Source organism: Paraniabella hibiscisoli (assembly GCF_022512515.1).
GTDB lineage: Bacteria > Bacteroidota > Bacteroidia > Chitinophagales > Chitinophagaceae > Niabella > Niabella hibiscisoli.
Genome location: NZ_JAKWBK010000001.1, coordinates 613028 through 639239 on the forward strand (window position 1 = coordinate 613028; position 26212 = coordinate 639239).

At 41.0% G+C, this 26212-nt stretch carries 33 protein-coding genes and 2 pseudogenes; 8 read left to right on the forward strand and 27 right to left on the reverse strand.

Annotated features, from left to right (window positions below; all coding sequences use genetic code 11):
- Positions 1-26: 26 nt before the first annotated feature.
- From MKP07_RS03940 to MKP07_RS03950, 3 genes are all read right to left on the reverse strand, one after another.
- Positions 27-392, reverse strand: a complete 366-nt coding sequence (locus MKP07_RS03940) for a hypothetical protein (RefSeq protein WP_240845108.1) — start codon at positions 390-392, stop codon at positions 27-29.
- Between the two features lie 208 nt (positions 393-600).
- Positions 601-777: a hypothetical protein gene (locus MKP07_RS03945; RefSeq protein ID WP_240845110.1), complete on the reverse strand. Its 177-nt coding sequence runs from the start codon at positions 775-777 to the stop codon at positions 601-603.
- A 216-nt stretch (positions 778-993) separates the two neighbouring features.
- Complete coding sequence (locus tag MKP07_RS03950; RefSeq protein WP_240845112.1) at positions 994-3555, reverse strand: TonB-dependent receptor; 2562 nt, start codon at positions 3553-3555, stop codon at positions 994-996.
- 725 nt (positions 3556-4280) lie between these two features.
- On the opposite strand from MKP07_RS03950, the pseudogene MKP07_RS03955 reads away from it, so the two are divergent.
- Positions 4281-5331, forward strand: a pseudogene (locus MKP07_RS03955) (IS3 family transposase); the annotation flags it as partial.
- A 134-nt stretch (positions 5332-5465) separates the two neighbouring features.
- On the opposite strand, the gene MKP07_RS03960 reads toward MKP07_RS03955, so the two are convergent.
- The 22 genes and pseudogenes from MKP07_RS03960 to MKP07_RS04065 all read right to left on the reverse strand — a co-directional run bounded on the left by MKP07_RS03960 (position 5466) and on the right by MKP07_RS04065 (position 20118).
- Positions 5466-5726, reverse strand: coding sequence for a hypothetical protein (locus tag MKP07_RS03960; RefSeq protein ID WP_240845114.1), 261 nt, complete (start codon positions 5724-5726; stop codon positions 5466-5468).
- A 501-nt stretch (positions 5727-6227) separates the two neighbouring features.
- Positions 6228-7796: a TSUP family transporter gene (locus MKP07_RS03965; protein ID WP_240845117.1), complete on the reverse strand. Its 1569-nt coding sequence runs from the start codon at positions 7794-7796 to the stop codon at positions 6228-6230.
- Between the two features lie 45 nt (positions 7797-7841).
- Positions 7842-8216, reverse strand: coding sequence for a serine O-acetyltransferase (locus MKP07_RS03970; RefSeq protein WP_240845119.1), 375 nt, complete (start codon positions 8214-8216; stop codon positions 7842-7844).
- Positions 8217-8272: 56 nt separating this feature from the next.
- Positions 8273-8779, reverse strand: a complete 507-nt coding sequence (locus MKP07_RS03975; protein WP_240845121.1) for a serine O-acetyltransferase — start codon at positions 8777-8779, stop codon at positions 8273-8275.
- Positions 8780-8867: 88 nt separating this feature from the next.
- Positions 8868-9194, reverse strand: a complete 327-nt coding sequence (locus MKP07_RS03980) for a hypothetical protein (RefSeq protein ID WP_240845123.1) — start codon at positions 9192-9194, stop codon at positions 8868-8870.
- On the reverse strand, positions 9182-9913 hold the full coding sequence (locus MKP07_RS40975) for an assimilatory sulfite reductase (NADPH) hemoprotein subunit (protein ID WP_317235941.1): 732 nt from the start codon (positions 9911-9913) through the stop codon (positions 9182-9184). Before MKP07_RS40975 ends, MKP07_RS03980 begins: the two co-directional genes overlap by 13 nt.
- Complete coding sequence (locus MKP07_RS03990; RefSeq protein ID WP_240845125.1) at positions 9874-10524, reverse strand: assimilatory sulfite reductase (NADPH) hemoprotein subunit; 651 nt, start codon at positions 10522-10524, stop codon at positions 9874-9876. The genes MKP07_RS40975 and MKP07_RS03990 overlap by 40 nt, the downstream gene beginning before the upstream one ends.
- A gap of 99 nt (positions 10525-10623) precedes the next feature.
- On the reverse strand, positions 10624-11205 hold the full coding sequence (locus tag MKP07_RS03995; RefSeq protein WP_240845127.1) for a flavodoxin domain-containing protein: 582 nt from the start codon (positions 11203-11205) through the stop codon (positions 10624-10626).
- Between the two features lie 2 nt (positions 11206-11207).
- Entirely contained in the window at positions 11208-12332 is a 1125-nt protein-coding gene (locus tag MKP07_RS04000; RefSeq protein WP_240845129.1) for a flavodoxin domain-containing protein, read from the reverse strand.
- Positions 12322-13203 (reverse strand): uroporphyrinogen-III C-methyltransferase, encoded by an 882-nt coding sequence (gene cobA / locus MKP07_RS04005; RefSeq protein WP_240845131.1) that lies wholly within the window; start codon positions 13201-13203, stop codon positions 12322-12324. The genes MKP07_RS04000 and cobA overlap by 11 nt, the downstream gene beginning before the upstream one ends.
- 14 nt (positions 13204-13217) lie before the next feature.
- Positions 13218-13688 (reverse strand): elongation factor 1-alpha C-terminal domain-related protein, encoded by a 471-nt coding sequence (locus MKP07_RS04010; protein WP_240845133.1) that lies wholly within the window; start codon positions 13686-13688, stop codon positions 13218-13220.
- A gap of 23 nt (positions 13689-13711) precedes the next feature.
- Positions 13712-14458, reverse strand: a complete 747-nt coding sequence (locus tag MKP07_RS04015) for a sulfate adenylyltransferase subunit 1 (protein ID WP_240845135.1) — start codon at positions 14456-14458, stop codon at positions 13712-13714.
- A gap of 49 nt (positions 14459-14507) precedes the next feature.
- Positions 14508-14873 carry a four helix bundle protein gene (locus MKP07_RS04020; protein ID WP_240845137.1) on the reverse strand — a complete coding sequence of 122 codons (366 nt, stop codon included), beginning with the start codon at positions 14871-14873 and terminating at the stop codon, positions 14508-14510.
- Between the two features lie 92 nt (positions 14874-14965).
- A complete protein-coding gene (locus MKP07_RS43605; RefSeq protein WP_317235942.1) occupies positions 14966-15319 on the reverse strand; it encodes a phosphoadenosine phosphosulfate reductase domain-containing protein in 354 nt (117 codons plus the stop codon).
- A complete protein-coding gene (gene cysD / locus MKP07_RS04030; protein WP_240845139.1) occupies positions 15223-15873 on the reverse strand; it encodes a sulfate adenylyltransferase subunit CysD in 651 nt (216 codons plus the stop codon). Before cysD ends, MKP07_RS43605 begins: the two co-directional genes overlap by 97 nt.
- Before the next feature lie 144 nt (positions 15874-16017).
- Positions 16018-16440 (reverse strand): annotated as a pseudogene (locus MKP07_RS04035) (phosphoadenosine phosphosulfate reductase domain-containing protein); the annotation flags it as partial.
- A 49-nt stretch (positions 16441-16489) separates the two neighbouring features.
- Complete coding sequence (locus tag MKP07_RS04040) at positions 16490-16771, reverse strand: phosphoadenosine phosphosulfate reductase domain-containing protein (RefSeq protein ID WP_240845141.1); 282 nt, start codon at positions 16769-16771, stop codon at positions 16490-16492.
- 68 nt (positions 16772-16839) lie between these two features.
- A complete protein-coding gene (locus tag MKP07_RS43610; protein ID WP_240845143.1) occupies positions 16840-17019 on the reverse strand; it encodes a thioredoxin domain-containing protein in 180 nt (59 codons plus the stop codon).
- Positions 17020-17075: 56 nt separating this feature from the next.
- Positions 17076-17474, reverse strand: a complete 399-nt coding sequence (locus tag MKP07_RS43615) for a redoxin domain-containing protein (protein WP_240845145.1) — start codon at positions 17472-17474, stop codon at positions 17076-17078.
- A gap of 246 nt (positions 17475-17720) precedes the next feature.
- Positions 17721-18023 (reverse strand): RrF2 family transcriptional regulator, encoded by a 303-nt coding sequence (locus MKP07_RS04055; protein WP_317235943.1) that lies wholly within the window; start codon positions 18021-18023, stop codon positions 17721-17723.
- 500 nt (positions 18024-18523) lie between these two features.
- Entirely contained in the window at positions 18524-18790 is a 267-nt protein-coding gene (locus MKP07_RS40980; RefSeq protein ID WP_240845147.1) for an LptF/LptG family permease, read from the reverse strand.
- A 26-nt stretch (positions 18791-18816) separates the two neighbouring features.
- Positions 18817-20118, reverse strand: coding sequence for an LptF/LptG family permease (locus MKP07_RS04065; RefSeq protein WP_240845149.1), 1302 nt, complete (start codon positions 20116-20118; stop codon positions 18817-18819).
- On the opposite strand from MKP07_RS04065, the gene MKP07_RS04070 reads away from it, so the two are divergent.
- A complete protein-coding gene (locus MKP07_RS04070; protein WP_240845151.1) occupies positions 20096-20755 on the forward strand; it encodes a hypothetical protein in 660 nt (219 codons plus the stop codon). The genes MKP07_RS04065 and MKP07_RS04070 overlap by 23 nt on opposite strands.
- Positions 20756-20791: 36 nt before the next feature.
- On the opposite strand, the gene MKP07_RS04075 is transcribed toward MKP07_RS04070, so the two are convergent.
- Positions 20792-21169 carry an START-like domain-containing protein gene (locus tag MKP07_RS04075; protein ID WP_240845153.1) on the reverse strand — a complete coding sequence of 126 codons (378 nt, stop codon included), beginning with the start codon at positions 21167-21169 and terminating at the stop codon, positions 20792-20794.
- Between the two features lie 351 nt (positions 21170-21520).
- Between MKP07_RS04075 and MKP07_RS43620 the strand changes: the two genes are divergently transcribed.
- The 5 genes from MKP07_RS43620 (at position 21521) to MKP07_RS04100 (ending at position 24444) form a co-directional block, all read left to right on the forward strand.
- Positions 21521-21577, forward strand: coding sequence for a hypothetical protein (locus MKP07_RS43620; RefSeq protein ID WP_240850646.1), 57 nt, complete (start codon positions 21521-21523; stop codon positions 21575-21577).
- Positions 21561-22724, forward strand: a complete 1164-nt coding sequence (gene ffh, locus MKP07_RS04085) for a signal recognition particle protein (RefSeq protein ID WP_240845155.1) — start codon at positions 21561-21563, stop codon at positions 22722-22724. The genes MKP07_RS43620 and ffh overlap by 17 nt, the downstream gene beginning before the upstream one ends.
- A gap of 234 nt (positions 22725-22958) precedes the next feature.
- Positions 22959-23435, forward strand: a complete 477-nt coding sequence (rpsP, locus tag MKP07_RS40985; protein WP_317235768.1) for a 30S ribosomal protein S16 — start codon at positions 22959-22961, stop codon at positions 23433-23435.
- Positions 23436-23515: 80 nt separating this feature from the next.
- A complete protein-coding gene (rimM, locus tag MKP07_RS04095) occupies positions 23516-24049 on the forward strand; it encodes a ribosome maturation factor RimM (RefSeq protein ID WP_240845157.1) in 534 nt (177 codons plus the stop codon).
- A gap of 56 nt (positions 24050-24105) precedes the next feature.
- Positions 24106-24444 (forward strand): hypothetical protein, encoded by a 339-nt coding sequence (locus tag MKP07_RS04100; protein ID WP_240845159.1) that lies wholly within the window; start codon positions 24106-24108, stop codon positions 24442-24444.
- Positions 24445-24574: 130 nt separating this feature from the next.
- Here the strand turns inward: MKP07_RS04100 and MKP07_RS04105 are convergent, their stop codons facing one another.
- Complete coding sequence (locus tag MKP07_RS04105; protein ID WP_240845161.1) at positions 24575-24802, reverse strand: hypothetical protein; 228 nt, start codon at positions 24800-24802, stop codon at positions 24575-24577.
- 170 nt (positions 24803-24972) lie between these two features.
- On the opposite strand from MKP07_RS04105, the gene dinB reads away from it, so the two are divergent.
- A complete protein-coding gene (gene dinB, locus MKP07_RS04110; RefSeq protein WP_240845163.1) occupies positions 24973-26139 on the forward strand; it encodes a DNA polymerase IV in 1167 nt (388 codons plus the stop codon).
- Positions 26140-26212: the final 73 nt, after the last annotated feature.

Here is a 26212-nt window from a genome sequence, read left to right on the forward strand (position 1 = left end):
ATATAAAAGGGATGTACTGTCCGTTGTTAATTTATATATACCATAGTTGTAGGGGCGGGTAAATAATAGCGATCCAGGGTCACTGGTAGGAAAAAAGACACTTGTTCGGGCTTAAAATAGTAAGCATCGTTTCTTTTATTGTAAGGAAAATACTGGTTGATATTTCTTTCTCCATCATAGATCTTTAGCTCATATTCGGTTTGATCAGCAAACTTACGATTCGCAAATATGTAGCTATAAGCCCATTGATTTCCATTAAATATCGTAGGATCAACAAGAGACAGGCTAAACCCTTTTAACCGTTGAATTTTTTCCTTATGAATATCGTCCAGGTCATAGTAAGCCGACCAGGTGAATCTTGCAAAAGATTTGTTTGTTGGATCCTCCATCATTTTCTCTACTTCGGCGGGTGAGAAATTGTAATTCTTATTACTGCCGGAGATGAAGATGGCATTCCTTGATTTGTCTAACTGAATCGACTTAATGGTACAGTTAGGTGGACGGTATTTTTTATAAACTTCCCCTTCTTGTCAAAAAAGTAAATAAAGTTCGTATCGGCATCCCAAATAATAAAATATTTATCAGATACTAATAACTGTTTTATCCGGCCAAAAATACTTTTTTGGTTGTTTCGAGGGGTATATAGTCTATTTCCTCGAATACCTTCGATACATTAGCCCCCGATGCAAAACCTGGCTGAAAATACAGTTCCTTTCCGTTTTGGCCCATAGCGGCATAACATGCAGCCAGGCAAAAAATCGTTATCCATTTTCTCATAACCCCTTTGACGTTGGAAAAATCAATTTCCTGCAATTTTTAATTGAAAAACCGATATTAATTATCAGTTTGACTATTAAAAGATTAAAAGGTTTAAAAAAATAAAAAAGGCCCGCTGTAAAAACAGCACGCCTATAATCGATTGCCAAAATAAAAAATATATGAAAAACCTAAAAGGTAATAAACGATGCTATTAGTTAAAAGCATAGCTCAGGGTCACACCGAAAGTACGGGGATCACCCAAAACGCGGCGTAATGTCCTGCGTTACCACCTGCAGGTAACAATTGTTCAAAATAGCCTTTATCTAAGAGGTTACGTCCCCAGGCGAAAGCAGAGAATCCTTTTGTAGCTCTAAATCCAAGTCTCGCATTCACCAGTCCATAACCGGCTACATTTAAATAGGCCGATGGAGAAGGGCTGGAAGAAAAACCTGAACGGGCAAAGAAATCAGCTCCTATAAAGAAACGGTTAGCTCTTCCGAATAAAGACGATGGTGTGGAATATTCACCGCCTAAAGAACCTGCCCATTTGGAAATACCTGGTATTGCACCACCAGAAATATCCTTAAATGCTACCTGTACATTTTCTGCATTGGTAGCTCCTGTTTCCTCCAATGGTAAAGGGGCATTTGTGAATTTTACATAAATACCTTCAGAATAAGCCAAGGCCCCGTAGAAATTAAAGTGATGATTCAGGCGGTAAGATGCATCTGCTTCGATACCTCTTACACGCACTTTATCTGCATTAGCAATATACCCCCTGTTTACACCCAGCTCAGCCGATTGTACGTTGGTCTGGTAATCTTTAATATCAGAGTTATAAGCTGCTATATTGAAGGTAAGATCTGCAGTCAGGCTCGTTTTAACACCCACTTCATAATGCTTGGTATATTCAGGTCTGATAACCGCCAGGTCTGTTGCAGGTTGTCCGTTCACTGTTGGCAAACCTGCCACATTTACACCTACCGGTTTATAGCTGGTAGAAAAAGTACCGAAAGCATTTATTTTTCTTGAAGGCCTGTAAGCCACTGTTACCTGGTAGGTAGCATTACGCTCATAAGCATCTGCCTCATAAAACTGGTTGCTGTATACTCCATTTTTTAATGCCAGTAGCGCAGCATCTGTTGTTTGTAAACCACCGTAGGTTTTACGATCATATACAACCTGTTTTTCATCATAATTCAATCGTATGCCTGGCTGAATATGGAAATGATCAATAAACTCCCAATCTACGTTAGCGAATACCGCAGCACTTTTAGAGCGAATAGATGAATTCGTTTTTATACCATAGCCTTCGAAGAGACCCGGAGTTTTCCAAAGTGCGCTGGTAGAGCTTTGTGAAAAGCGCCACTGATCGCGACCAGACTCTTCTGTTCCGTCAATTTTCACCTCCTGCCCCAGGTAAAACACCCCAATAACACCGCTCAGCCTGTCTGTAATATCGCCGGCATACCTGATCTCCTGGGAGATATTTTTATGTTTGGCAGGGTTTTGAGATTTAGCCAAAGCCTGTAGGCCTGTAAAATCCCTGTCATTAGATGGATCCCAGTTCCAATAACGCCATGCTGTAGTAGCAGTAAGTGTACCTGGTCCTATCTTACTATCGATATTAACAGATGCGCCTCCGATTTCATTACCTGAGTTCCATGGTGTATCATGATCGATCACGCGCATAAAAGCGTCTACCTGACCTGCTTTATTAATGTTGGGCAAGGTATAATTCAGGTCAGAAGTTATCGCGTTAAACTGCCTGTAAGCTGGTCTTTTTGTTGTAACAACACCTGCTACCACCTGTGCATAACCATCAGGTCTCTGCTTATTATATTCACCCGCTAAAGTAACAGATGTATTGTCTGAAACATTATACAGGAACTGTGTACGTAGTCCTAAATTGTTGATATCATTTGTATATTTATCCGTGGCGATATTGTGCACTGTTCCGTCTCTTTGTGTTCCGGAGAAAGACACCCGGGCTGCCAATCTTTTGGTTAGTGGGCCTGTTACTGAGGCTTTAGCCTGTATAAATCCGAAGTTACCGTAGCTTACTTCGAGATTACCGCCTGGTACAAAACTTGGCTTGCGTGTAGTAATATTAATAGCACCGGAAGTAGTGTTTTTACCAAATAATGTTCCCTGCGGACCTCTCAATACCTCTATTCTTTCAATGTCTACAAAATCAAGTGTGGCAACCGCAGGACGTGCATAATACACTCCATCTACATAGTAACCCACACCCGGATCCAAACCGTCGTTAGTAAGGCCGAACGGAGAACCTAAACCACGTATATTAATACCGGTATTTCTTGGGTTGGAAGTATACATCTGTAAAGAAGGTACAATCTCTTTCACACGGGTAACGTTAAATGCACCCGATTCCTCGATCTGTTTACCACCTACTACTGATACATTAATAGGCACATCCTGTAATACCTCGCGGCGACGCCTGGAAGTAATAACAACGGTATCTGTCTGGTATAATACCTGCAGTTTCACGATAAGCGAATCCTGAAGATTTCTGACTGCTATATTTCGTATTGCATAATTAACTGATGATACCGTAACGGTGAAAGGCACTTTAGGAACCTGTGATAAAGTAAAAATACCTGCACCATCAGTTGTTGTACCCTGTGTAGTACCTTTAATTACTACGCTCGCCCCTGGAAGAGGATCATTATTTTCGTTGACTACTTTACCAGCCAGCTGTGCATTTGCCAGCAACGGCAGAAAGGCTAAAATAAGTAATGTTAGTTTTAATTGGCTCGATTGTTTTTGTTTCATTGTTCTGTGCTTTGATAAATTCTGGTGATATAGAGCTTGCATGCCCGGCGTATCGATTATTAAAAAAATGGGCTTTTACAAAGTCTATTATTTATGTAGACTAATATTATAAAAAATAGTTGGTCTTGTATTAACAGCAACAACAGCTTTTACCTGAAAAGGCGCTACAACAACAACTCTTATAATACTCTTGTGTGTACATATTTTTTAAACTGAGTGCAAATATAGGGGCTCTAAATTAGTCCACAAAAAAGTAGACTAATTTTTAAAAAATTCCTTTTTATAGGATAATAAGTCCATATGCATCTCCAACTGCTCAAAAGCTAGCTTTAGTTTCTTTTTCATGTACGTTAGATTTAATGTTATTTGATGTGATTGCAATCGTTGTTTTACAAATTTGTTGAATTAAACTAAATTATCCTTTCCATCATTAAGTTCTTTTTGGCGTTGCGAAATAGCCATTGATAAAAAAATAGAAATAAAGGAACTGTTAGAAGCCCTTTAGCGCCTTTTAAAATAAATATACACATAAATAGTCCTATCAAAGAGCCACCAATAATAGTATAAAGTCCTTTTTTGTTGCGAAAAATCCATAATTTCTTTCAATTTTGCCCTCTATAGTTGCGTTATATTTATTTATACTCTTTAGAATCTGCCTGTAGCCTTCCGTGTTTTTAGGACAGTTGAAGATTAGACTTGAATAAGTTAATTTTAAACTGTCAGATATGAAAAAGCAAAGATTTAGCGAGACGCAAATAGCGTCGATTTTAAAGCAGTACGAAGGTGGCCGCGAGGCCCTGGAGCTGTGTCGGGAGCATGGCATAAGCAAAGCAACATTGTATAACTGGCGTAAGAAGTATGCCGGCATGGATTCCAGCCATATCAGAGAGCTCAAGGCTCTTCAGGACGAGAACCGCCGCCTTAAACAAATGTATGCAGAGTTGATGCTTGATCATCAGCTTGCCAAACACATTATCGAAAAAAGTTATAAAGCCCTGTCAAAAACGAGAGCTGGCGGAATCTGTAATTAAAGAACAATCCATTAGTGTTGGCAGGGCTTGCAGAGTAATTCATTTGCAACGCTCTCTTTGGTATTATCGAAGTGGTAAGGATGATAGCGCCATTATCGATAAGCTTAGTTCTTTGGCGGATCGTTTTCCAACACGAGGTTTTGATAAGTACTATGCGATCATCCGCATTGAAGGAAACAAATGGGCCAGAAGCCGTGTGCTACGTGTGTATCGTGAGATGAACCTGTGCAGGCGCAGAAGGCATAAGAAAAGGCTTCCCTCACGAATCAAAGAACCGCTTCAAAAGCAATTACTGCCCAACCAAAGTTACAGTATGGACTTCATGTCTGATAGCCTGGTGAGCGGTAGAAAATTGCGCATATTTAAGGTGGTGGATGACTGTACGAGAGAGTCACTTGCAGTATGGTGCGATTATTCTATCACCGGTCAGAAAGTAACTGAGATACTGGAGCAGATCACTGCAGAAAGAGGAAAGCCTCTTCAAGTAAGAGTAGACAATGGGCCAGAGTTCACCGGAAAAGCTTTTAGTGAATGGTGCAGTGATCGATCAATAATTATTAAATACATACAACCCGGCAAGCCGATGCAAAATGCCTATATAGAAAGATTAAACAGAACATACAGAGAAGATGTGCTAGATGCGTATTTGTTTGAATCATTAGAGGAACTCAGAATACTCAGCGATGAGTGGCAGCATGGCTACAACCACCTAATGCCGCATCAATCGTTAAACAATCAAACGCCGGCAAAGGCCCATCAGTCGGCCCTGCCGGGGGCACTTCATTTAAAACATATGACTGAACGGCAACAGCAGAACCCTGATCAACCATTTAACCAACAATCATATATTTTAAATGAACAATCACCAATTTGTCTAACTTAGACCTGTCCTAAAAATGATAAGGCTTCATGCCCTACAGCTTCGGAAATAGGAGCTTGCCCTTTCTGTACTGTTTTATCATGGAAATTAAAATAGTGTGCCTGCTTGTCGTCCATTACGAATTCTACAGAACATGCCCTGGTATTCGAGTATAGTATTGAATACTTAGAAATCTTCGAAAACGGAACAGTAATATCTATATATTGACCATTCTTCAAAGTATTAAAGATTAGTGCTTCATCGTTAAATAATAGCTCCACCCTTGATCTTTTTAAATGAACATTAATAAGCCATGCAAAAAACCATATCGTTAAGATCAAGAGTAGATAAATGATGCTTTTTTGAAAATGTAATTTGTATCATATATAAAAGCCATAGCCCCTATTATAACCGTCAACAAAATAGCAATTAAGAAATGAAAAGGAGTATACCTTTTATAATTGAGCGAATACAGTACCATTGACTAAAATGATTATGATGACAAGATAATAAAGTTAGCAAAGTAATTCATGTGTTAGACCTCCTATTTTAATCCCTTCTATTCGAAAGTCATTACTATTGAATCAGCCTGCCACAACCTGCAACTTATAACAAATTATGGAAAATCTATAGAGTTCAAACACGAAGCTAAAGGTACTGTCGAAATTATTATCAAAGAAAGGAGACTGATTGAACGATTGTTTGACAACTTGAAATATGCAGTCAATCAATAGATTCGCAAAATAAGTCGCCTGTTCTGAAAATTTATTTTACATTCTCTTTTACAGAAACAATGCCTTGCAAATAGTAATAAGGCTCATTACTATAACCAGAACACCTACCACCAAAAACATTTTCCTTACCGGTAAGCGGGAGGTAAGCATTGCAGAAAAAGGAGCAGTGATGATGCCCCCTATCAGAAGGCCGGCAACAATATTCCAATGATGGATACCGATGGTAAAAATAAAAGTAACAGCGCTGGTAACCGTAAGAATAAATTTAGCAACAGTAGAACTGCCTATTACATAACGGGGTGTTCTGCCATTTTTGATAAAAGTGCCTGTAACCAACGGTCCCCAACCGCCGCCGCCAAAGGAGTCGATAAAGCCGCCCACTAATCCCAGCAAAGGAATATTTGTTTTTTTCTTTTCGATTTTCCGCTCCTTGCTTTTAAATACATTGGTCAGAATTCTTACCCCGAGATATAATGTATAAGCCGCGATAAACGGTTTAGTAATTGCAGCATATTTCTCCCCTACATAACTCAACAACAAAGCGCCTATTACAGCGCCTATAATTGCCGGTAACGCCAGCGCCTTGATCAGCTTTTTGTTGACATTACCTAACCTGAAATGGCTGATGCTGCCCGCTGCTGTAGTAAAAGACTCAGCAGAATGAATGCTGGCACTTACTACAGGTGGAGGTACATTAAGCATCAACAGGATAGTGGTGCATATCACGCCATACCCCATGCCCATAGAGCCGGCCACTATTTCGGCCAAAAAACCCGTGAGCAACATCCAGTAAAATAAATGATGATCTTTATTTAACGCCAGCAGAATATCATCAACAAGATCAAATGCATATAACGCATATATGCTTAAACCAACCAACAATACGATTCCTAATATGATGAGGTACCAGTTGGTACTCTTTTGCGCTTTAGCGACTACATCAGCAGACTCCACTATTTCCGCAGCCGGCTCCGTTTCTGATTCAAATGCTTTTAAAGCTTCGTCCGGGTTTTCAACCAAAGAGCGTGTCACATTATTCAACACTTTTACCTTATGATCAAAATCGCCTGATAGCTTATTACGTAAGGCCTGCATATTATCCAGCACATCATCTATCTCATCAGGTATTGCTTCATTTAGTGTTTCCTTCAAACGCTTGGCGATAGTTGGGGATTTCCCATTGGTAGAAATAGCTATCTTAAGATTACCTTTCTTTACAACAGAGCCCAGGTAAAAGTCGCAAAGCTCAGGCTTATCAGCCACATTCACCAGTTTCTCAAAAGCTATGGTATCTTCTCTTACCTGTTGCGCTACCTGTAAATCGTTTACTGCCGCAATTACCAAATCAGCGGCTTCTATATCTGCTTTTTGGTAAGCTCTTTCTTCCAATACGATAGTTGAATAAGGTGCTACAAATTCACGAACAGCATCGCTTATTTGGATGGCAACAAGCTTTATTTGCGTTGCAGGCGCATTCTTAACTACCGCCTGCAGTTTTTCTAACCCAATATTACCACCACCAATAATTAAAAGCTTCAATTGTTCCAGCTTCAAAAAAACCGGGAACAGATTGTTTCCAATATCAGCCTTATCATTAGTATGTGAAGATTCGCTCAATTAATGTACGATGTATAAATTGTACGATGTACGAGTTAAAACTGTTCAGCTATGTTCTGCAAAACAAAAATCTGACACTCTCCTGAACGGACGGGCAGATAGCAAAACGATAGTAGCAGCCAGCCGGCCTAATAACACTATTTCTTTTTTAGTGGTCTTTAAAATTTTGCTGACAGAATCCTTATGCGAAAAGCTGTCTTTATCGGCTACTTCACTTTGATTATATACCAGGGAATTGGGTGGTACGCTAAAAGTAACCCAGGCGTTTCCTCCAATAACACAATCTCTCCCGATAGTAATATCACCCAGAATAGTAGCTCCTGAGTAAATAATTACATTGTCTTCGATAGTCGGATGCCTTTTGGATTTTTTTTTTGTTTTTGCCGAATTCAACGCACCTACGGTTACGCCCTGGTACATTCTAACATCATTGCCAATTACCGAAGTTTCCCCGATAACAACGCCGGTACCATGATCTATAAAAAGTTTTTCCCAATAGTTGCATACGGATGAATATCGATGCCCGTTTTACTATGCGCGTATTCAGCAAAAAGTCTGGGTAAACCACGTATACCTTGTTTACGTAACTGGTTTGAAATACGGTAAACCGCAATGGCATAGAAACCTGGGTAGGTTTGCAATATCTGGCTTACATTCAATGCTGCAGGATCATTTGCTACGAACGCTGCTGCATCATCCTGCAGGGTTGCGTAAATATCAGGCAATGCGGCAAAGAAAACTTCAACAGCTTGCTGAGACTTAGCTCCATCATTCACCACATCGTATATTAATGTGGCCAGGTGACTTTGCAGCGAATAAAAGCCTTTCTCCAAATCACTTTCTTTCTGATTTACCCCTGTTTTAGGTATAAACAGAAATTGAAAGATATCATCGATAAACTGGTGTGCCAGGTCCTTATCAGGCAGGTTACCTAGTTTAGCATTATTTTGTAACAGGAGTTTTATAAAATTCTTACTGCTCATTTCTTAATAGTTAAATGTTGATGAGTTGAAATGTTGACAAGGAAAATACTACTTTTTAATTAACAAACATATCAACTTTTTAACTCTATTATAGAATCCATTTCCTGTGAGAAAAATCGCCGAAAGTTTCGTTATCTTTTTTCTCTTTGCTGTAAACTCCAAACAATTCATCGAGCGTTGTAAGTATCTGGTCTTCATTCAAACTATCTTTGAATTTCGTATTCAGTCTTTCGCCTAACCTATCGCCGCCTATGTGCAGATTATATTTACCATAAGCGGTACCTACAAAGCCTATTTCAGCATTAGGAGATCTGCCACATCCATTGGGGCAACCTGTCATACGCATAACAATATTATCATTATGCATGCTATGCTTTTCCAATATAGGCTCCAGCTTGGAGATCAAAGTAGGCAAATAACGTTGTCCTCTGCTAATGCCAGCGGGCAGGTGTTAAAAGCCACGCAGGCAATGGCATTTTTTCTCAAAGCGCCTGCTTTATCTGTGTGCTCTATAATGCCATATTCATTCAATAATACTTCTATAGCTGCTTTGTCTTTAGAGCTGATATCCGTAAGAATTACATTCTGATTGGCCGTAAAGCGGAAATTACATTTACCCAACTCCGCTATTTTAAGCAGGCCCGTCTTGAAGTCAATCCCTTCACCGTCTAATACACGACCATTTTCCACAAATACCGTATAATGCCATTTTTTATCTGCGCTTTGTGTCCAACCGTACCGGTCTATTCTTTCGGTGAAAGTGTAAGGGCGGGCAGGCTCTAACTTAAAGCCGCAACGCTTTTCAATTTCTTCACGATATTTATCAACACCCAGCTTGTCTACGGTATACTTTAAACGCGAAAGCTTCCTGTCTGCGCGATTACCGAAATCACGTTGAACGGTGATCGTTTCGTAAACAGCTTTTAATATTTTCTCTTCATCATTCTCCACAAATCCTAATACAGTCGCCAATCTTGCGTAAGTATTCGGATTGCCATGAGTAGTTCCCAATCCGCCACCGGCAGCCAGGTTAAAGCCTACCAGCTTGTCGTTCTCTATGATGGCAATTAATGCTATATCATTGATAAAAACATCTACATCATTATTAGGGGAACTGCTATACCTATTTTTAATTTACGGGGCAGGTAACGATCTTTATATAAGGGATCTTCTTCCGTTTTCTCTCCTATTTTTTCTTTATCGATCCAGATCTCGTACCAGGCCTGTGTTTTAGGCTTGGCCATTTCGCTGATTTTTGCAGCAAACTGAAATACTTCATCATGAACAGGAGATTCTCCAGGATTAGAAGTACAGCAAACATTACGGTTTACGTCACCGCAGGTAGCAATAGAATCTAAACCAGCCAGGTTAAAAGACTGCATCGTTGGCTTAATATGCGACTTTAAAATACCATGTAACTGTACGGTCTGTCTGGTAGTTATTTTAATCGTTCCGGTAGTATGCTCACCCGCTACATGGTGCATCGCCACCCATTGCTCCGGCTTCAGAAAACCTCCTGGTAAGCGCAGGCGCAGCATAAAGGAATACAGCCATTCGAGCTTTTTGGCACTACGTTCTTCGCGTCTGTCCCGGTCATCCTGCTGGTACATACCATGAAACTTGATCAGGTTGGTATCGTCTTCCCGAACGGCGCCGGTATAGCTGTCAGACAGGCTTTCCTTTAAAGTACCCCGCAGTCCGTTACTTGCTATCTTTATCTTTTCTACTGGTGATTGTTCGCTCATTTAACTTTAGTGTTGATATGTTTACAAGTTGATAAGTTTACAAGGCATATTCTCTGTTGTCCTTTTCAAACTATCAACATCTTAACTTGTTAACCTTCCTTAATATACATCCTTCTCCCAACGGCCTTCTTCTACTAATTGATGCAGGTATTTCTCTGCTTCTTCTTCTGTTTTATTACCATGCTCTTTGAAAATTTCTACAAGCATTTTTTCTACGTCTTTGCTGGTTGGCTCCCGCTTTCCGCTGATATACATATAAGCGCCATTGCTGATCCAGTCATATAGTTCAGCGCCCCTTTGCTTCATACGATGCTGTACATAGATCTTCTCTTTCTGGTCGCGCGAGAAGGCTACATCCAGGTTAGCTAAAGCGCCCGTTTGTAAGTAGTCCTGTAATTCCGTCTGGTACAAAAAGTCGGTAACAAAATGTTGTTCACCAAAGAATAACCAGTTACGTCCTTCAGCGCCCTGCGCATCTCTTTCAGCAATAAAGGATCGGAAGGGTGCGATACCCGTTCCCGGGCCGATCATGATCACATCTTTATCATTGGCAGGCAATCTGAAATGCTTTTGCTTCTGTATAAAAAATTCAAACTCTGTACCGGTGGGGTGAGTCGAAAAGAACTCACTGCTCACGCCGGTGCGCTTATCGTCTTCTACATAATATTCGTCCTTGCTCACCGTTATATGTATCTCCCTAAGCCATGGCTTCCGGGTGCTGACGAGATTGAATACAATCTTGGCGCCTGGGGCGTTAAGATCTTAATCACTTCCTCAAAAGCAGCCGCAGCCTTTATAGGATATTTCTTCAATAGGTCAGGAATGCTTAACCTCAGCTCTTCAGGAATCTCATAGCCCGTTATAGCAGCATACTGCTTTATGGTAGACTTAAGCGGGTATAATATATTTAAATGCTTCTTTAGCAGCTCACGTACCGGAGCCTTCACCTTTGCAGTTTGTATTTGCAGTTCAGGGTCTACACCAGTTAATGCAATGATTTCTTCTACAGCTGCATCACAGTTAGCAGGAATCAGGCCCAAAGCATCGCCCGGCAGGTAATCCAGGTCTTCATCGGTGCTGATCTCTACATGATACGTTTCTTTATTGCTTCCTCTATCGTTTAAATTGATATTGGTAACGATAATGCCATTATAATGTTTTTTACCAGCAGGCTTTTTATCTTCAACCAATGGAGCTACGACAGCCGGTACGCTTCCCACGCTGGTCTGCAATACTGTAGCTACATTGTCTATCCAATGCAGGGAATCTTCCTCGTAGTCCACATCACATTTTTTCAAAGGCAACATGCGATGAGCTCCTAAAGCTTCCAGCCGGGCATCGATATCCTCTCCGGTTTTACAAAACTGAGCATAGGACGTATCACCCAACGCCAATACGCCAAACTTCATTTTCTTCAGCTCTACAGCCTGCTCGTGCAGTTGATCATAAAACTTCTTAGCCAGCAGCGGAGGCTCGCCTTCGCCCTGTGTACTGATCACGACAAAGAAATACTCTTCCTTAGCCAGATCGGTAAACCTGTACTGATCCAGTCCGGCCAGTTTAACACCGATGCCTTTTTTCTTGGCGATACCAGCCAGTTGAGTAGCCAGTTTTTTAGAGTTACCGGTTTCGGTACCGTATGCCAGTGTAATTTTCTTATTCAGTGCTGCAGGAGTTCCCGATGAAGGAAGCCCGCCCTGTAATGCGCCAGCCTGACCGGCAATATAACCGTTCAGCCAGATCAGTTCTTCCCTGGAAAGTGTAGAAGTAAATTCTTTAATCTTCTGCAGTTTATCTTCAGATAACATGCTTTATTGGTTTATTAAGTTCATTGATGTTTTGGATTCCTTCTCCTACCGGAACAAAGTATTGCTCCTCGTGCTCACTATTTTTCAGCCATTTAAATTGTTGATGTAACGCCACTACCTTACCGATGATCACCAGCGAAGGAGAAACAAATTTCTTTTCTGCCAACACTTCATCATAATCATAAATATTGCACTCATGTATACGCTGATAACAGGTAGTTGCCTGCTCTGCCACCGCCACATGTACATCTTTTTGAACGCCGAATTGTTGGAGCTTTTCTACAACATTTCCAAGCGTTCCGGACGACATATAAAAAACCAGCGTATCGTTGGTTTTAGCCAGGTCCTGCCAATGTTCGTCAGTTACAATATCAGACTTATAGTAAGTTAAAAACCTTACTGAAGTTGCATAACCGCGAGCCGTTAAAGGAATACCGGCATAAGCAGCAGCTCCTAAAGATGCCGTAACGCCCGGTATAATTTCGTACGGAATTTTGTTGGCAATCAATACCTGCAGTTCGTCTAAAACATTAGAGAAGATAGATACGTCTCCGCCTTTTAAACGAACCACCCGTTTACCCTGTAATGCATAATCAACGATTAATTCATTGATCACCTGCTGAGGTGTTGAAATATTGTTGCGACATTCTTTACCCACCCTCACTATTTCAACATTAGCAGACACATAGCGATGCAGTATCACTTCACTCACCAGCCGGTCTATCAAAACCACTTCAGCTTCACGTAAAGCATTGGCTGCTTTTACCGTGATCAGATCAGGATCGCCAGGACCGGCAGCGGCCAATACCACTGAGCCTACACCTGGCTGCGGCGGATTTAAATGGCTTGTTGTAGGATGTGAAAGGATCATTGTTCAAAATGCTTTTAAGATAGTAAAACAGCGGCTACCGTGCTATTGCTGGTTTCATCCACCAATATCGCATTACCGTAATCACTGATTTTATCAAACGGATCGTATACCAAAGGCTGAGCGGTTTTGATTTTCGCCTTCACTACCTCGTTCAGCTTCACATTTTCTGTAACCTCAGTATGTTCTAAAGTATTTACGTCCAGTTTATATTCAATTTCTCTCACAATGGTACGTATAGTACGCCCTTTGTGTTGAAGGAAATATTTATTACCCTGTATCAGCGGCTTATTATCCAGCCAGCAAAGGATCACTTCTATTTCACTTTCTGTTTTGGGCTGATTATCGCTGCGAACAAATGTATCGCCACGGCTTACATCTATATCATCAGCCAGATGCAGTACAACTGCCTGCGGAGCAAAAGCTTCTTCAACTTCCTCACCGGCAATTTCAATTTTTGACAGCGTTGTTTCAATGCCTGCCGGCAATACGGTTATCTTATCTCCTTTTTTTACACACCGCTCACCACCTGTCCTGCATAACCTCTGTAGTCATGCAATTCTTTTGTTTGAGGACGTATAACATATTGTACCTGGAAACGGGGATCGGTATGATTGATATCTTCAGACACTTCTACTTCTTCCAAAAATTGCAATAAAGGTTGCCCTTTAAACCAGCTCATTTTAGCAGAAGGCTCTACTATATTATCTCCGTGTAAAGCGGCGATAGGTATATAAGTAACATTGCTCAAACCCAGCTGCGATGCTACCTTCTCGTAATCGGCTTTAATCTCGTTATAACGTTCTTCCGAGAAATCAACCAGGTCCATTTTATTGATCGCTACTACTACATGCGGCATTTTCAATAAAGACGCAATGATCGAATGACGGCGGGTTTGCTCTATTACACCTGAGCGCGCATCTATCAGGATAATGATCAGGCTGGAGTTAGAAGCCCCGGTGATCATATTACGGGTGTATTGCACGTGCCCGGGTGCATCAGCGATAATGAACTTTCTTTTAGGTGTATTGAAGTAACGATAAGCCACATCAATAGTAATACCCTGCTCTCTTTCTGCACGCAATCCGTCCGTAAGCAATGCCAGGTCAATACCGTCAGCGTTTTTATTTTTAGATTGCTTTTCCAGCGCTTCCAGCTGGTCTACCAATATGCTTTTGCTATCGTATAATAAACGACCGATAAGTGTACTTTTCCCATCATCTACGCTACCGGCGGTTATAAATCTGAGGATGTCCATTTTTGTTGATTAGTTGATTAGTTGATTAGTTGATTTGATGTTAATGCTGTTATTTTTTACCATTCAAATAGGTGATATAACCATTAAGCAACTTTCCAACCTCTTCTATTCTTTTTCTAAAATAATTTATTTGTTCTTCCGTTATATATTCTTCATCAAGAGCATCAATTAAGTGGTTTAGGGTTTCACTCAGAGAGCCTCTTGCAATAACACAAAACCGCAATCTGTCTGGTATGGTATGCCTTCCGTGTCCTTCGGATATTTGTGCACCTATAGAGCGTGAGCTTCTTATCAATTGATCCGAAAGTCGAAATTTCTCTATATCCGGAAACTTTTTGGTCAGTGCCGAGATTTCCTTTTTTAGACCCCTTGCCGCTTTCCATACTTCCAGATCTTCGAAACTTTGGTAAGACATAGTTTACTCGTTGATTCGTTAACTTGTTGATTGGTGATTAGCTTTAGTGATTTACCTAGTTAACTAGTCAACCGATCAACTAATCAACTTTACTAAAAGTACCCCCCCTTTTTCCTATCCTCCATCGCGGCTTCTGTAACGCGGTCATCAATACGGGTTTCACCGCGCTCTGATATACGGGTGGCCATTATTTCGGTTACTACTTCATCAAGCGTAGAAGCGCTGGACTCAACGGCCGCCGTACAGGTCATATCACCTACGGTACGATAACGCACACGTTTATTAACGATCACATCATCTTCATCGATGGTTATAAAATCAGAAACGGCGATCAACTGACCTTCGTGTATCAATACATCACGATCGTGCGCAAAATAAATAGATGGCAACTGTACCTTTTCTTTCTTGATATAGCTCCAAACGTCCAGCTCTGTCCAGTTACTGATGGGGAAGACGCGTACATTTTCCCCTTGTGGATACGGCCATTATAAATATTCCACAGTTCGGGACGTTGTAATTTCGGATCCCATTGGCCAAACTCATCACGAACAGAAAAGATGCGTTCTTTAGCGCGGGCTTTCTCTTCATCACGGCGGGCGCCACCGATACAGGCGTCAAACTTAAATTCTTCGATGGTATCTAAAAGTGTATGCGTTTGCAACCAGTTACGGCTCGCAAATTTACCCTTCGGCTCGGTCAGCTTTTTCTCGCGGATGGTATCTTCCACCTTACGTACGATCAATTCCGCACCCAGCTCTTTGGCCAGATTATCGCGGTATGCCAGAGCTTCAGGAAAATTGTGCCCGGTATCAATATGTACTAAAGGAAAGGGAATTTTACCCGGAGCAAAAGCTTTTTTGGCTAGCTGAACCAGGGTAATAGAATCTTTACCACCACTGAAAAGTAAGGCTGGTTTTTCGAACTGTGCAGCTACTTCGCGCATGATGAAGATGCTCTCGGCTTCTAACTGCTCTAAATAGTCTAATTCGTATTTGTTCATTTTTATTTTATTAGTCTCCCAGCTCCCATTTCTGCAAGAGAAAGGAAGACGACAATCGATTGTATGTTGGTTGAGCTTTAAACCGGACCCCTTCGACAAGCTCAGGATAAATTGCGATGCATGGTTGCCATATAACCGGAACGATCAACCGAGCGTGGCAAAACCGATGCTAACTATTCTTAAAGCCGGGCTCAAAATTATTTTAGCTGTTAACATGAAGACCGCATTCTTTATGCGACACTTCCCACCACCAACGACCGGCACGCGCATCTTCTCCCGGCTCAATAGCCGGGTACAAGGCGCACAACCGATACTGATAAAACCTTTATCGTGTAGCGGATTGTAAGGAATATTGTTTTCCTTAATATAGTCGATCATCTGCTCGTAAGTCCAATGTATCAGCGGATTAAACTTATACAACTGGCGGGCTTCATCCCATTCCAGCATTTTCATATCCTTCCTGTTATCCGACTGATCGGCTCTTAAGCCGGTGATCCATACTTTAGCGCCCTGTAAAGCCCTGTTTAAAGGTTTCACCTTGCGGATAAAGCAACATTCTTTACGATTTTCAACAGATTCAAAAAAGGCGTTAACCCCTTTTTCATTTACAAATTGCTCAACATCCGCGCTTCAGGAAAGTATACCTGGATATTGGTTTTGTAACGTGCATTTGTTTTTTCGAGTAGTTCGTAGTGTTCGTAAAAAGACGCCCCGTGTCGAGCGTAAATATTTTTACAGGCAGGTTATTGCGGGCAATTACATGAGTAAGCACCTGGTCTTCCTGTCCTAGTGAAGTAGAAAAAACAGTTCCGCCATCGGGGAACTGTTTTGCCACTATTTCTATAGCTTCTGCAATAGAAGCGTTTTCGATATCGTGTATTTGTTGTTCTGTAAACATTCCGGGTTCATTGTTTATGGCTCATGGTTCATAGCAAACGCCATGAACCATGAACTATTGTCTATGAACTATAAATTAGGTTGTGGTGTATAACGCAGGTAAGGTTTTACCACTTTTACACCTTTAGGAAACTTTTGGATTGCATCTTCTGTGCTGATAGCAGGTACCACAATTACATCTTCACCATGTGTCCAGTCTGCAGGAGTTGCTACGCTATGGTTCGCTGTTAATTGCAGAGAATCCAACACACGCAAAACTTCAGTAAAGTTTCTACCTGTAGAAGCGGGGTAAGTGATAATTAATTTTACTTTTTATCAGGGCCAATGATGAACAAAGAACGCACCGTTGCTTTTTCAGAAGCATTAGGGTGGATCATATCATATAAAGTTGCAATATTTCTTTCAGGATCAGCTAAAATCGGAAACTCAACATTGGTATTCTGAGTTTCGTTGATATCATTTCTCCAGCCGAAATGACTATCCAGTGCATCAACGCTAACTGCTAATACTTTCGTATTACGTTTTGCAAATTCTTCTTTCAATAAGGCTGTTTTGCCTAATTCGGTAGTACAAACCGGCGTATAATCTGCAGGGTGAGAGAATAAAATTCCCCAACCTTCGCCTAAATACTCATGAAAATTGATTTCACCTTCGGTTGATTGTGCCGTAAAGTCTGGTGCGATATCGCCTAATCTTAATGACATAGTATTGTAATTTTAAAAGTGGATGGCAAATATAAGCCATTTTTTATAACCCACCAACTTGGTAGAGTATTATCCTAAAAGTGCCATTTTTATGTCCCGTAATAGCTCAAAATTCTGCCAAAAAAATGTTAACTAATTGATTTACAGATAAATTTTTAAACCCGTATTTTAACCATTGGGTGGAATATAGAGAAATGGAGAACCAAAACTGCTGTTCGTAGAGATTCGACCATCTGTTGGCTCATGCTAATCTCTCAGATCTGCGAGCGTTTTACTTTCAAGCACTGCCAGGGTAGCGTCGCGCACTTCTACCATGGCATCATGTAAACCGCAATGCTTTTCGTTGCAGTTATCGCAGCGTTTGTAAAAATAAAGGCTCACGCAAGGTAACATGGCAATAGGCCCGTCTATAAGCCGGATAATTTTTGCCATTTTTATAGTCGAAGGCTCTACTTTAAAGAAGTAACCGCCTCCTTTTCCCTTTTTACTATCAAGGATATCAGCTTTTTTAAGCTCGAGCAGGATGTTCTCTAAAAATTTAAGCGGTATCTTTTTTTTTCAGAGATTTCAGAAATCAATACAGGTCCGTCCTTCTGCCTGTCGGCGAGGTACGTTAAAGCTTTAAATGCGTATTGAGATTTTTTGGTAAGCATATGTAATAGTCTACAAATTTACATGAAATTTCTCATTCATTAATTACCGCAGGCGGAAGAAGCAATTTAGCATTGCTTTATTGAAAAAAATAATCTAAAGTTGGGGGATATTCCACACCAATTACTGCTCACTACTGTAGGCAGCGTTCTATTGGTATTCAGTTATCAGGATTGTCTACCTAACTTCTTTAATATTTTTCGCTTCATTCGAGTATAAAACTCTTTGTTGAATAAGTTGGAGTCGTGCATAGCTTTATAAATCAGGAATACTCCCACCGGAACCAGTACGAAAGTGGAAAGCCACAGTCCCGAAAATGCACTCATTTCCATTTCTTTGGCCAGCTTTTCTCCGGGTAGAAACAAAATAGAACACCATAAAGAAAATAATGGCAAATATCATAGGTGTTCCCAGCCCCCTTTCCGGATGATGGAACCTAAAGGAGCGCCGATCATAAATAGTACAAGGCAAGCCAATGCTAAGGCAATTTTCTTATGCCACTCTATTTTATACTTCTGCAAAGTTTTTGCCTGCTCTACGATATTGTTGCCATTCATCTCCAGGTTATTACGGAAACTCTCCAAACTCGTTAATGCGCGGTCCTGTATTTGCTGTCGCGCACTATCAGGCAATAAGGCTGTAAAGCTGTTAGGATCCTTCTTCACCGGCTTCACTTTCGCCGCAGCTTTGGTCAGGCTATCTTTTTATGGCTTGAAGTATCTTTTTTATTTTTCGCGGTATCCTTTGCCGTAGTTGCAGACCTGGCAGAAGTATCCGGCTTTTTGTTTTTCAGGCTATCCTTGCTAATATTCCGTTGAGGTGGTGGTGAAAGAGGTCTCAGTCCCATTTTTAAGGAGTCTCTCCTTGCCTTGCGCCGGGTTGAATCCGCTATTTTTTTAAAACGAATAGAATCTTTCCGGGCCACGCGCTTCAGCGAATCTGCTTTCAGCTTCTGCCTGGTACTATCCAGCTTTACCTTTGCCCTTGCTGAATCTTTCTGCGCTTTTGTACTATCTTTTTTAACGCCCATGTAGGCGTCGATATTTGCTTTGAAATTGAAAATAGAGTCAGGAATCTTAATGCCTTTAGTAACGCTGTCCCTATAGTTTAAAATCATGAAGTTCGAATACATCGTAGCTTCAAAATTTTTGGATATTTCCCCGTTAAACTTGCTGATGGAGTCAATCGCCACGTCTAATTGCCGCATATTGTACATCCGCTCATTATTAACATTGGCACTATCATCGGTTTTGGTAAACTTAAAGGAGCTGATGTCCATCTGCATTTTATACTCCTTAAAACCCAGTCTTATATAATCGGTCGTAGAGTCTTCTTTACTTCCGCGCTCCTCATATCGCCAGCCGTTTTTAAATACGATATCCAGGTAACGCTTATCCGCCGAAGGCTTCATAACACCGTCCCTAGCAATCAGGAACGCATCCTGCAGGCCATTATCGCCTGACTGGTAAACAATCACATCCCTGATGATAGAGTCATTGGCTTTTTTTACCGATTTTGATGGCAAACTTGTCAATACCATCAAAAAAACACCTTCTTTAATGGCAAACGCAGGTTTTGCCAATACAATATCAGCTAATAAGGTTCTCGACTTCAGGTTGGCTACCGGTATTACATAATTGGCAAAAAGAAAGGCACCCAGCGCAATACAACTGGCCACAACAAACAATGGCCGCATAAAACGTAAAAGTGAAATGCCGGCTGACTTAATAGCCACCAGCTCAAAACTCTCACCCAGGTTACCAAAAGTCATTAACGAAGAAAGTAAAACGGATAAGGGTAAGGCAAGGGGAATTAAAACGGCACTTTGATACCAGATAAACTTTAAAATAGTAGCTGCGTCCAATCCTTTTCCTACAAAATCATCTATCCACAGCCAAAAGAACTGCATGATCAACACAAACAGCGTAATGAAAAAAGTGGCCACAAAGGGACCAATAAAAGCTTTTATAATGAGTTTATCTAACTTCTTCACCTGCTTAATAGTATATCTTTACCTGATGCAATTAGCAAAAATAAGTCTTTCGCCCCAGCATATAAAGCTTGTTACCAATGCCGGCTGGATTTTAACAAAGAATGAAATTCTGCTGCATATCAAAAAGGCGTTTGAGGAACTTTACAACTGGCAGCAGTTAACCATCCAATCACGTGCATTACCCGCAGATGTACTAAAACCAGGAGGGAAAATATCGCGTGGAGAAAATTACCTTGGGCTACCCTGGATTGTTTTAGACAATCCCCGCCACTTTATAAAAGGAAACATTTTTGCCGTGCGAACTTTGTTTTGGTGGGGTCGTTTTTTTAGTACTACGCTGCATCTTTCTGGCTTATGGCAACAAAAAGCAGGGCAACAACTGCTCAATGCTTTTGAAATCCTGCAAAAAGAACCTTTAAAAATATGCTACAGCGGAGATGAATGGGTACACGACATTAATAACAGCTCTTACCTACCTATTGAATCCATAGACCGGGAGCGCTTTGAGACAATAATCAAGGAAGCTCCTTTTATAAAAATAGCAATCCAAACCAGTATCAATAACATTGAAAATGCAATCGAAATACTAATGCAGCAGTTTGAATTTATCGTAACAATAATTGGAGATGGCAGCTAAACACTGTCATCTGTCAACTCCCGCCAGTTAACTCAATTAGTTACCCAACCTATGAAAAAGGTCTTTCACCTGGTAGTCCCAAAGCTGGCTTTGATCCTTTATTTCCCTTTTTTCGGCAAAATCGGTGATCACCAGTATAGTTTGGTTGGTTATTTCAGATTTTTCTATCTTAAACTCAAAATATTCGTCTTTCGGTGAGGCAGCCCACTTAAAACGGATAAAGCTCTCTTCTTCCTGCTCCAGCACTTCCGCTTCTTCGTAAGTACCGTTCCAGCCAAAATAGAACTTACCGTCACGTTCATCTACGTGCTCGGCAAACCATTCTCCCAACCCGTTAGAGGTAGCTAAAAACTCATACAATATAGTTGGGGAGCAGCGAACGGGATACTCCAAAGTGAACTTCTGTTTACTCATCGTCACGAAATATTATTACTCAATAAGTCGCAATTATATAAAATTTATCAAACAAACAAAATTTATTTTTATCAAGGTCGTTCTGTATATGTTCAGAATGCTGCCATTATGTTCAATTCCCATGCAGGTTTCAGCTGGCGTACAACTATCCTTAACCCACTTAAAAAGTGGTATATTTGCGCACATTTTGTAAAAACAGGATATTCAAAATAGTATGTTCAATAATCTACAGGATAAATTAGATACCGCCTTTAAGAACCTGAAAGGCCAGGGAAGGATAACCGAGCTTAACGTAGCATCCACCGTAAAGAAATTCGCCGCGCATTAGTAGATGCGGACGTAAACTATAAAATAGCGAAAGATTTTACCGATAAAATAAAGGACAAAGCTGTTGGGGAAAAGGTTTAACGCCGTTAGCCCCGGCCAGTTAATGGTAAAAATTGTAAAAGACGAGCTAACTGAGTTGATGGGTGGCGAAGAAGCGCCTTTTAACGCCAAGGGTAATCCTGCTGTAATATTGATCGCTGGCTTACAAGGTAGCGGTAAAACCACTTTTAGCGGTAAACTGGCTAACTTTTTGAAAACCAAGAAAGGGTTGAACCCTTTGCTGGTAGCGGCAGATATTTACCGCCCTGCGGCGATGGAGCAGCTCCGCGTATTGGGAGAACAGATTGGTGTTGAGGTGCATATCGAATTAGAGAATAAAGACGCGGTAAGTATAGCCCAGACTGCTGTAGCCAGTGCTAAAAGCAAAAATAAAAACGTAGTTATTATTGATACTGCCGGTCGCTTAGCTATAGATGAGCAGATGATGACCGAGGTAGCTAATATTAAAAACTCGGTGAACCCACAGGAAATTCTTTTTGTGGTAGATAGCATGACGGGGCAGGATGCCGTAAATACTGCCAAAGCGTTTAATGAGCGCCTGGACTTTAGCGGTGTGGTGTTGACCAAATTAGATGGTGATACCCGTGGTGGTGCCGCCATTTCCATTAAATACACAGTAAACAAACCTATTAAGTTTGTCAGCAATGGTGAAAAAATGGATGCGCTGGATGTTTTCTATCCCGAAAGGATGGCTCAGCGTATATTGGGTATGGGTGATATTACCTCATTGGTAGAACGCGCCCAACAGCAATTTGATGAAGAACAGGCTAAAAAGATCGAGAGCAAGATCCGCAAAAACAAATTCGACTTTGCAGATTTCAAGGCCCAGCTGGAGATGATCAAAAAAATGGGGAACATGAAAGATCTTTTGGGCATGATACCCGGCGTAGGCAAACAAATTAAAGATCTTGACATCAGCGATGACAGCTTTAAAGGTATCGAAGCCATTATTGATTCGATGACCCCCGAAGAACGTGGTAATCCAGATCTGATTAACGGAAGTCGCCGTAAGCGCATAGCACTTGGTTGCGGTAAAGACATTGCTGAAGTAAATGCATTTATGAAGCAATTTGAGCAAATGCGCGATATGATGAAAAATATGAATAAAATGGGGGCTTTTGGCAAAATGATGCCTGGAGGCCTCGGAGGAATGAAAAAGCCATTCTAAGCATTTAAACCTGTTTTTGTAGGTCAAGGCCACGGTTGGAACCGTGGCCTTGACGCATCGCAAGGTTTCAAATCATAATAAATCGTAAAAACTTAAAAATATTTTCTTTTTTAAAAAGTTTTGTGTTCGGTTTACATAAAAGTTTGTATACCTTTGATCCCCCAAATCAACTGATAAACCCTTTTGGTTTGGGATTTAATAATTATTTTTTAACGCCTTAAATTTCTATTTAAAATGGCAGCTAAAATTAGATTGCAAAGACACGGCTCTAAGAAAAGGCCCTTTTACTTCATCGTTGTTGCTGATGCCAGAAGCCCTCGCGATGGTAAATTTATTCAAAAATTAGGTACTTACAACCCTTTGACTATTCCTGCTACAATTGAGCTGGATCGTCAGAAAGCATTGGAGTGGCTGAACAAAGGTGCAACACCTACTGATACCGTTCGCCGTATCCTGAGCTTTAAAGGAGTATTATACCTGAAGCACTTATTACGTGGTGTAAAATTGGGTCTGTTTGATGAAACTGCAGCAATGCAGAAGTTCACAACATGGAGTGCAGAGCATGAAGAGCACATTAAAAGGCGCCAGCAGAAGGCTATCGACGAAAGAAGAGCTAAACGCAGAGTAGCCAGTGCCGTTCCTCGTAAAGTAGCTGAACCTAAAGCAGAATCTCCTGCACCTGAGGCAAATGCTGAAGGCGGAGAAGCTTAATTAGCTTATGGAACAAAAATTTAAAAGCGATTCGGCGATAAACCGGATCGCTTTTTTATTTTCCCTTATTTTGCAGCATTATGGCACAATCGCCAACTCCTAACTATATTAGCATCGGCAAAATTGCCGGCACACACGGCCTTAAAGGCGAAGTAGTACTGAAGCACGCTCTTGGTCAGCGAACAGCGCTTAAGGACCTTAAAACCCTGTTCATTAAAGATAAAACCGGTAGTTATTTACCCTGGTTCCTGGAAACTGCTAAAATCAAAAGTGAAACGGAAACCTTTGTCAAACTGGAAAGCCTTGACACTGTAGAAGGGGCCCGCTCTATTGTACAAAAAGAGGTTTGGCTGGCGGCAGCAGATTTTGAAAAGCACGCGGCTAAAAACTCGGTGATCAGCTTCATCGGGTACATCATCAGCGATAATGGTAAAGAACTGGGACAGATTGAAGAAATTATTGAACAACCTCACCAGGTTCTCTGCAGATTGAACGTTGAAGGCAAAGAAGTTTTAATACCGCTACATGAAGAAACACTGCAGAAAGTAGATGCCAAGGCTAAGATAGTCTATGTATCCCTCCCCGATGGCCTGCTGGACATCTATTTATCTTAACTTAAAAATAAAATGGGGACCGGGCTTATCCACAACAGGCCCGTACATTTGCGGGTATGAACATAAAACAGCATATCGCCAATCATTTGGTAGAAGTACACAGAGGTGGCAACTGGACAGATGTGAGTATTACCGGTATCCTGAAAGATATCAACTGGGTTCAGGCTACCACCGTTACGTCTTTCTCTCCCAATAGTATTGCTATGCTATTGCACCATATTACTTATTGGAACCGTATTGTAGCGCTTCGTGGTCAGAATATAGAACCGGAAATCAATGATAAAAACGGGATGAACGCACCTGTTTTAACAAATGATGCAGATTGGGATGATTTAAAAAAGATAATATTCATTCAGCAGAGGAACTGGCTACCATTATCGAGGGCTATGATATAGGCAGCCTGTACAACCCAATACTACCCGGCCATTCCAGCGCCTATAAGAACTTTCAGGGACAGGTAGAACATGTTCATTATCATTTGGGACAAATCGTTATGATCAAAAAATACATCCTGAATAATCAACATTAAAGATCCCGGCAGGTAGCGATAACCCGGGCATCCTTCACATCATTCCAATTATTGATTTTTATAGAATCCCCCGCGCAATTCACTCCGAACTGTGGTTGGGCTACATCACATGCTGCACAACTAATGCTGGTATAATAAATAGTTGTTGATTGGTATATACCTTTACCCAGGTAATGCTTAAACTCAGGACTGCAGCTGGATACAAATCCCCATTGTTGTTTCATTTTACTGATCCAAAGAGCATCACAGTCTGGATTGCTTTTTTTGAACAATCTGTAATTACTGCTATCGCAAATAAAAATGGCAAAAACAGTTTCATTGAGTTGGTTTTAAAAAAATAAAAACGGGCAAATGTTTCCTGGCACAACAAAGCTATAATTTTTAATTTTGTTCATTGAACAATCCCAAACCTTATATCGCCCATTTTGACCTGGATTCCTTTTTTGTTTCGGTAGAGCTATTGCTTCGGCCTGAATTAAAAGGTAAGCCGGTTATTGTAGGAGGATCGGCCAACCGGGGTGTGGTATCTACCTGTAGCTACGAAGCCAGGAAATTTGGTGTGCACTCCGCCATGCCAATGGCTACTGCGATGAAATTATGCCCACAGGCCGTAGTGTTAAAAGGCACTTACCAGCAATACAGCCATTACTCCAAAATGGTAACAGATATCATTGCCTCTAAAGTACCCCTCTTTCAGAAAGCATCTATAGATGAGTTTTATTGCGATCTTACAGGAATGGACCGGTTTTTCAATGTGAGCCAATACACCCAGCAACTTCGCACATTTATTATCAACGAAACAGGGCTGCCCATCAGCTGCGGCCTTTCATCTGCTAAATTCATCAGCAAAATAGCCACTAATGAAGCCAAACCCAATGGCTTCCTGGAAATTCCGCACGGAAAAGAAAAGGAGTTTCTCTGGCCGATGGGGATTGAAAAAATCAATGGGGTGGGTAAGCAAACGGAACAACGACTTAGGAATATCGGTCTTCACACCATCAAAGATATTGCACAAACACCGGTTGCTATATTAGAGAGAAAGCTGGGCAAATGGGGGAAGGAGTTATGGCAAAAAGCACATGGTTTGGGCAGTGCTGAGTTAACAACTGAGTGGAACCAGAAAAGCATGAGCCATGAAACTACTTTTCACGAAAATCAAACCAACATCGAGTTCATCCATAGCCAATTGGTAAGACTTACCGAAAAAAATGCCTACGATCTCAGGCAGGATGAAAAACTAACCGGGTGCCTTACCGTTAAAGTACGGTATGATGATTTTGAGACGACCAGCAAGCAGGAAACTATCCCCTACACCTCTTTAGACGATGAATTGATTGAAAAAGCTAAAGATATGTTCGATAAATTTTACCAGCGAGGCCGCGCTATTCGCTTGATTGGCGTGCGCTTCAGTCAACTGGTAGACACCGGTATGCAAATGAACCTGTTTAACGACCAGCACAATAAATTAAACCTGTACAAAGCGGTAGACGATATTAAAAACCGCTTCGGTGATAAGCTCGTTTCGAAAGCAGTTACAGGAAGCAGGAAACCCAAACAATAACGATCTATTCCCCAAATATTAGTATTTCCAGGGAATATAATCCCCAAATATTATTATTTTCAGGGATCGTAAT

What these genes read in the sequence shown, in the direction of transcription:
- MKP07_RS04000 (WP_240845129.1), bottom strand. Translation starts at nt 12,332, where the DNA reads ATGTTATCTGAAGATAAACTGCAGAAGATTAAAGAATTTACTTCTACA.
- rimM (WP_240845157.1), top strand. Translation starts at nt 23,516, where the DNA reads ATGGCACAATCGCCAACTCCTAACTATATTAGCATCGGCAAAATTGCC.
- MKP07_RS04020 (WP_240845137.1), bottom strand. Translation starts at nt 14,873, where the DNA reads ATGTCTTACCAAAGTTTCGAAGATCTGGAAGTATGGAAAGCGGCAAGG.
- cysD (WP_240845139.1), bottom strand. Translation starts at nt 15,873, where the DNA reads ATGAACAAATACGAATTAGACTATTTAGAGCAGTTAGAAGCCGAGAGC.
- MKP07_RS03940 (WP_240845108.1), bottom strand. Translation starts at nt 392, where the DNA reads ATGATGGAGGATCCAACAAACAAATCTTTTGCAAGATTCACCTGGTCG.
- MKP07_RS03990 (WP_240845125.1), bottom strand. Translation starts at nt 10,524, where the DNA reads ATGAGCGAACAATCACCAGTAGAAAAGATAAAGATAGCAAGTAACGGA.
- MKP07_RS04040 (WP_240845141.1), bottom strand. Translation starts at nt 16,771, where the DNA reads ATGTTTACAGAACAACAAATACACGATATCGAAAACGCTTCTATTGCA.
- MKP07_RS03945 (WP_240845110.1), bottom strand. Translation starts at nt 777, where the DNA reads ATGAGAAAATGGATAACGATTTTTTGCCTGGCTGCATGTTATGCCGCT.
- MKP07_RS03950 (WP_240845112.1), bottom strand. Translation starts at nt 3,555, where the DNA reads ATGAAACAAAAACAATCGAGCCAATTAAAACTAACATTACTTATTTTA.
- MKP07_RS04070 (WP_240845151.1), top strand. Translation starts at nt 20,096, where the DNA reads ATGAGTTTATCTAACTTCTTCACCTGCTTAATAGTATATCTTTACCTG.
- MKP07_RS04015 (WP_240845135.1), bottom strand. Translation starts at nt 14,458, where the DNA reads ATGGACATCCTCAGATTTATAACCGCCGGTAGCGTAGATGATGGGAAA.
- cobA (WP_240845131.1), bottom strand. Translation starts at nt 13,203, where the DNA reads ATGATCCTTTCACATCCTACAACAAGCCATTTAAATCCGCCGCAGCCA.
- MKP07_RS03970 (WP_240845119.1), bottom strand. Translation starts at nt 8,216, where the DNA reads ATGTACCAGGGCGTAACCGTAGGTGCGTTGAATTCGGCAAAAACAAAA.
- MKP07_RS04075 (WP_240845153.1), bottom strand. Translation starts at nt 21,169, where the DNA reads ATGAGTAAACAGAAGTTCACTTTGGAGTATCCCGTTCGCTGCTCCCCA.
- MKP07_RS04105 (WP_240845161.1), bottom strand. Translation starts at nt 24,802, where the DNA reads ATGAAACAACAATGGGGATTTGTATCCAGCTGCAGTCCTGAGTTTAAG.
- MKP07_RS03975 (WP_240845121.1), bottom strand. Translation starts at nt 8,779, where the DNA reads ATGAGCAGTAAGAATTTTATAAAACTCCTGTTACAAAATAATGCTAAA.
- rpsP (WP_317235768.1), top strand. Translation starts at nt 22,959, where the DNA reads ATGGCAGCTAAAATTAGATTGCAAAGACACGGCTCTAAGAAAAGGCCC.
- MKP07_RS04100 (WP_240845159.1), top strand. Translation starts at nt 24,106, where the DNA reads ATGAACATAAAACAGCATATCGCCAATCATTTGGTAGAAGTACACAGA.
- MKP07_RS43615 (WP_240845145.1), bottom strand. Translation starts at nt 17,474, where the DNA reads ATGTCATTAAGATTAGGCGATATCGCACCAGACTTTACGGCACAATCA.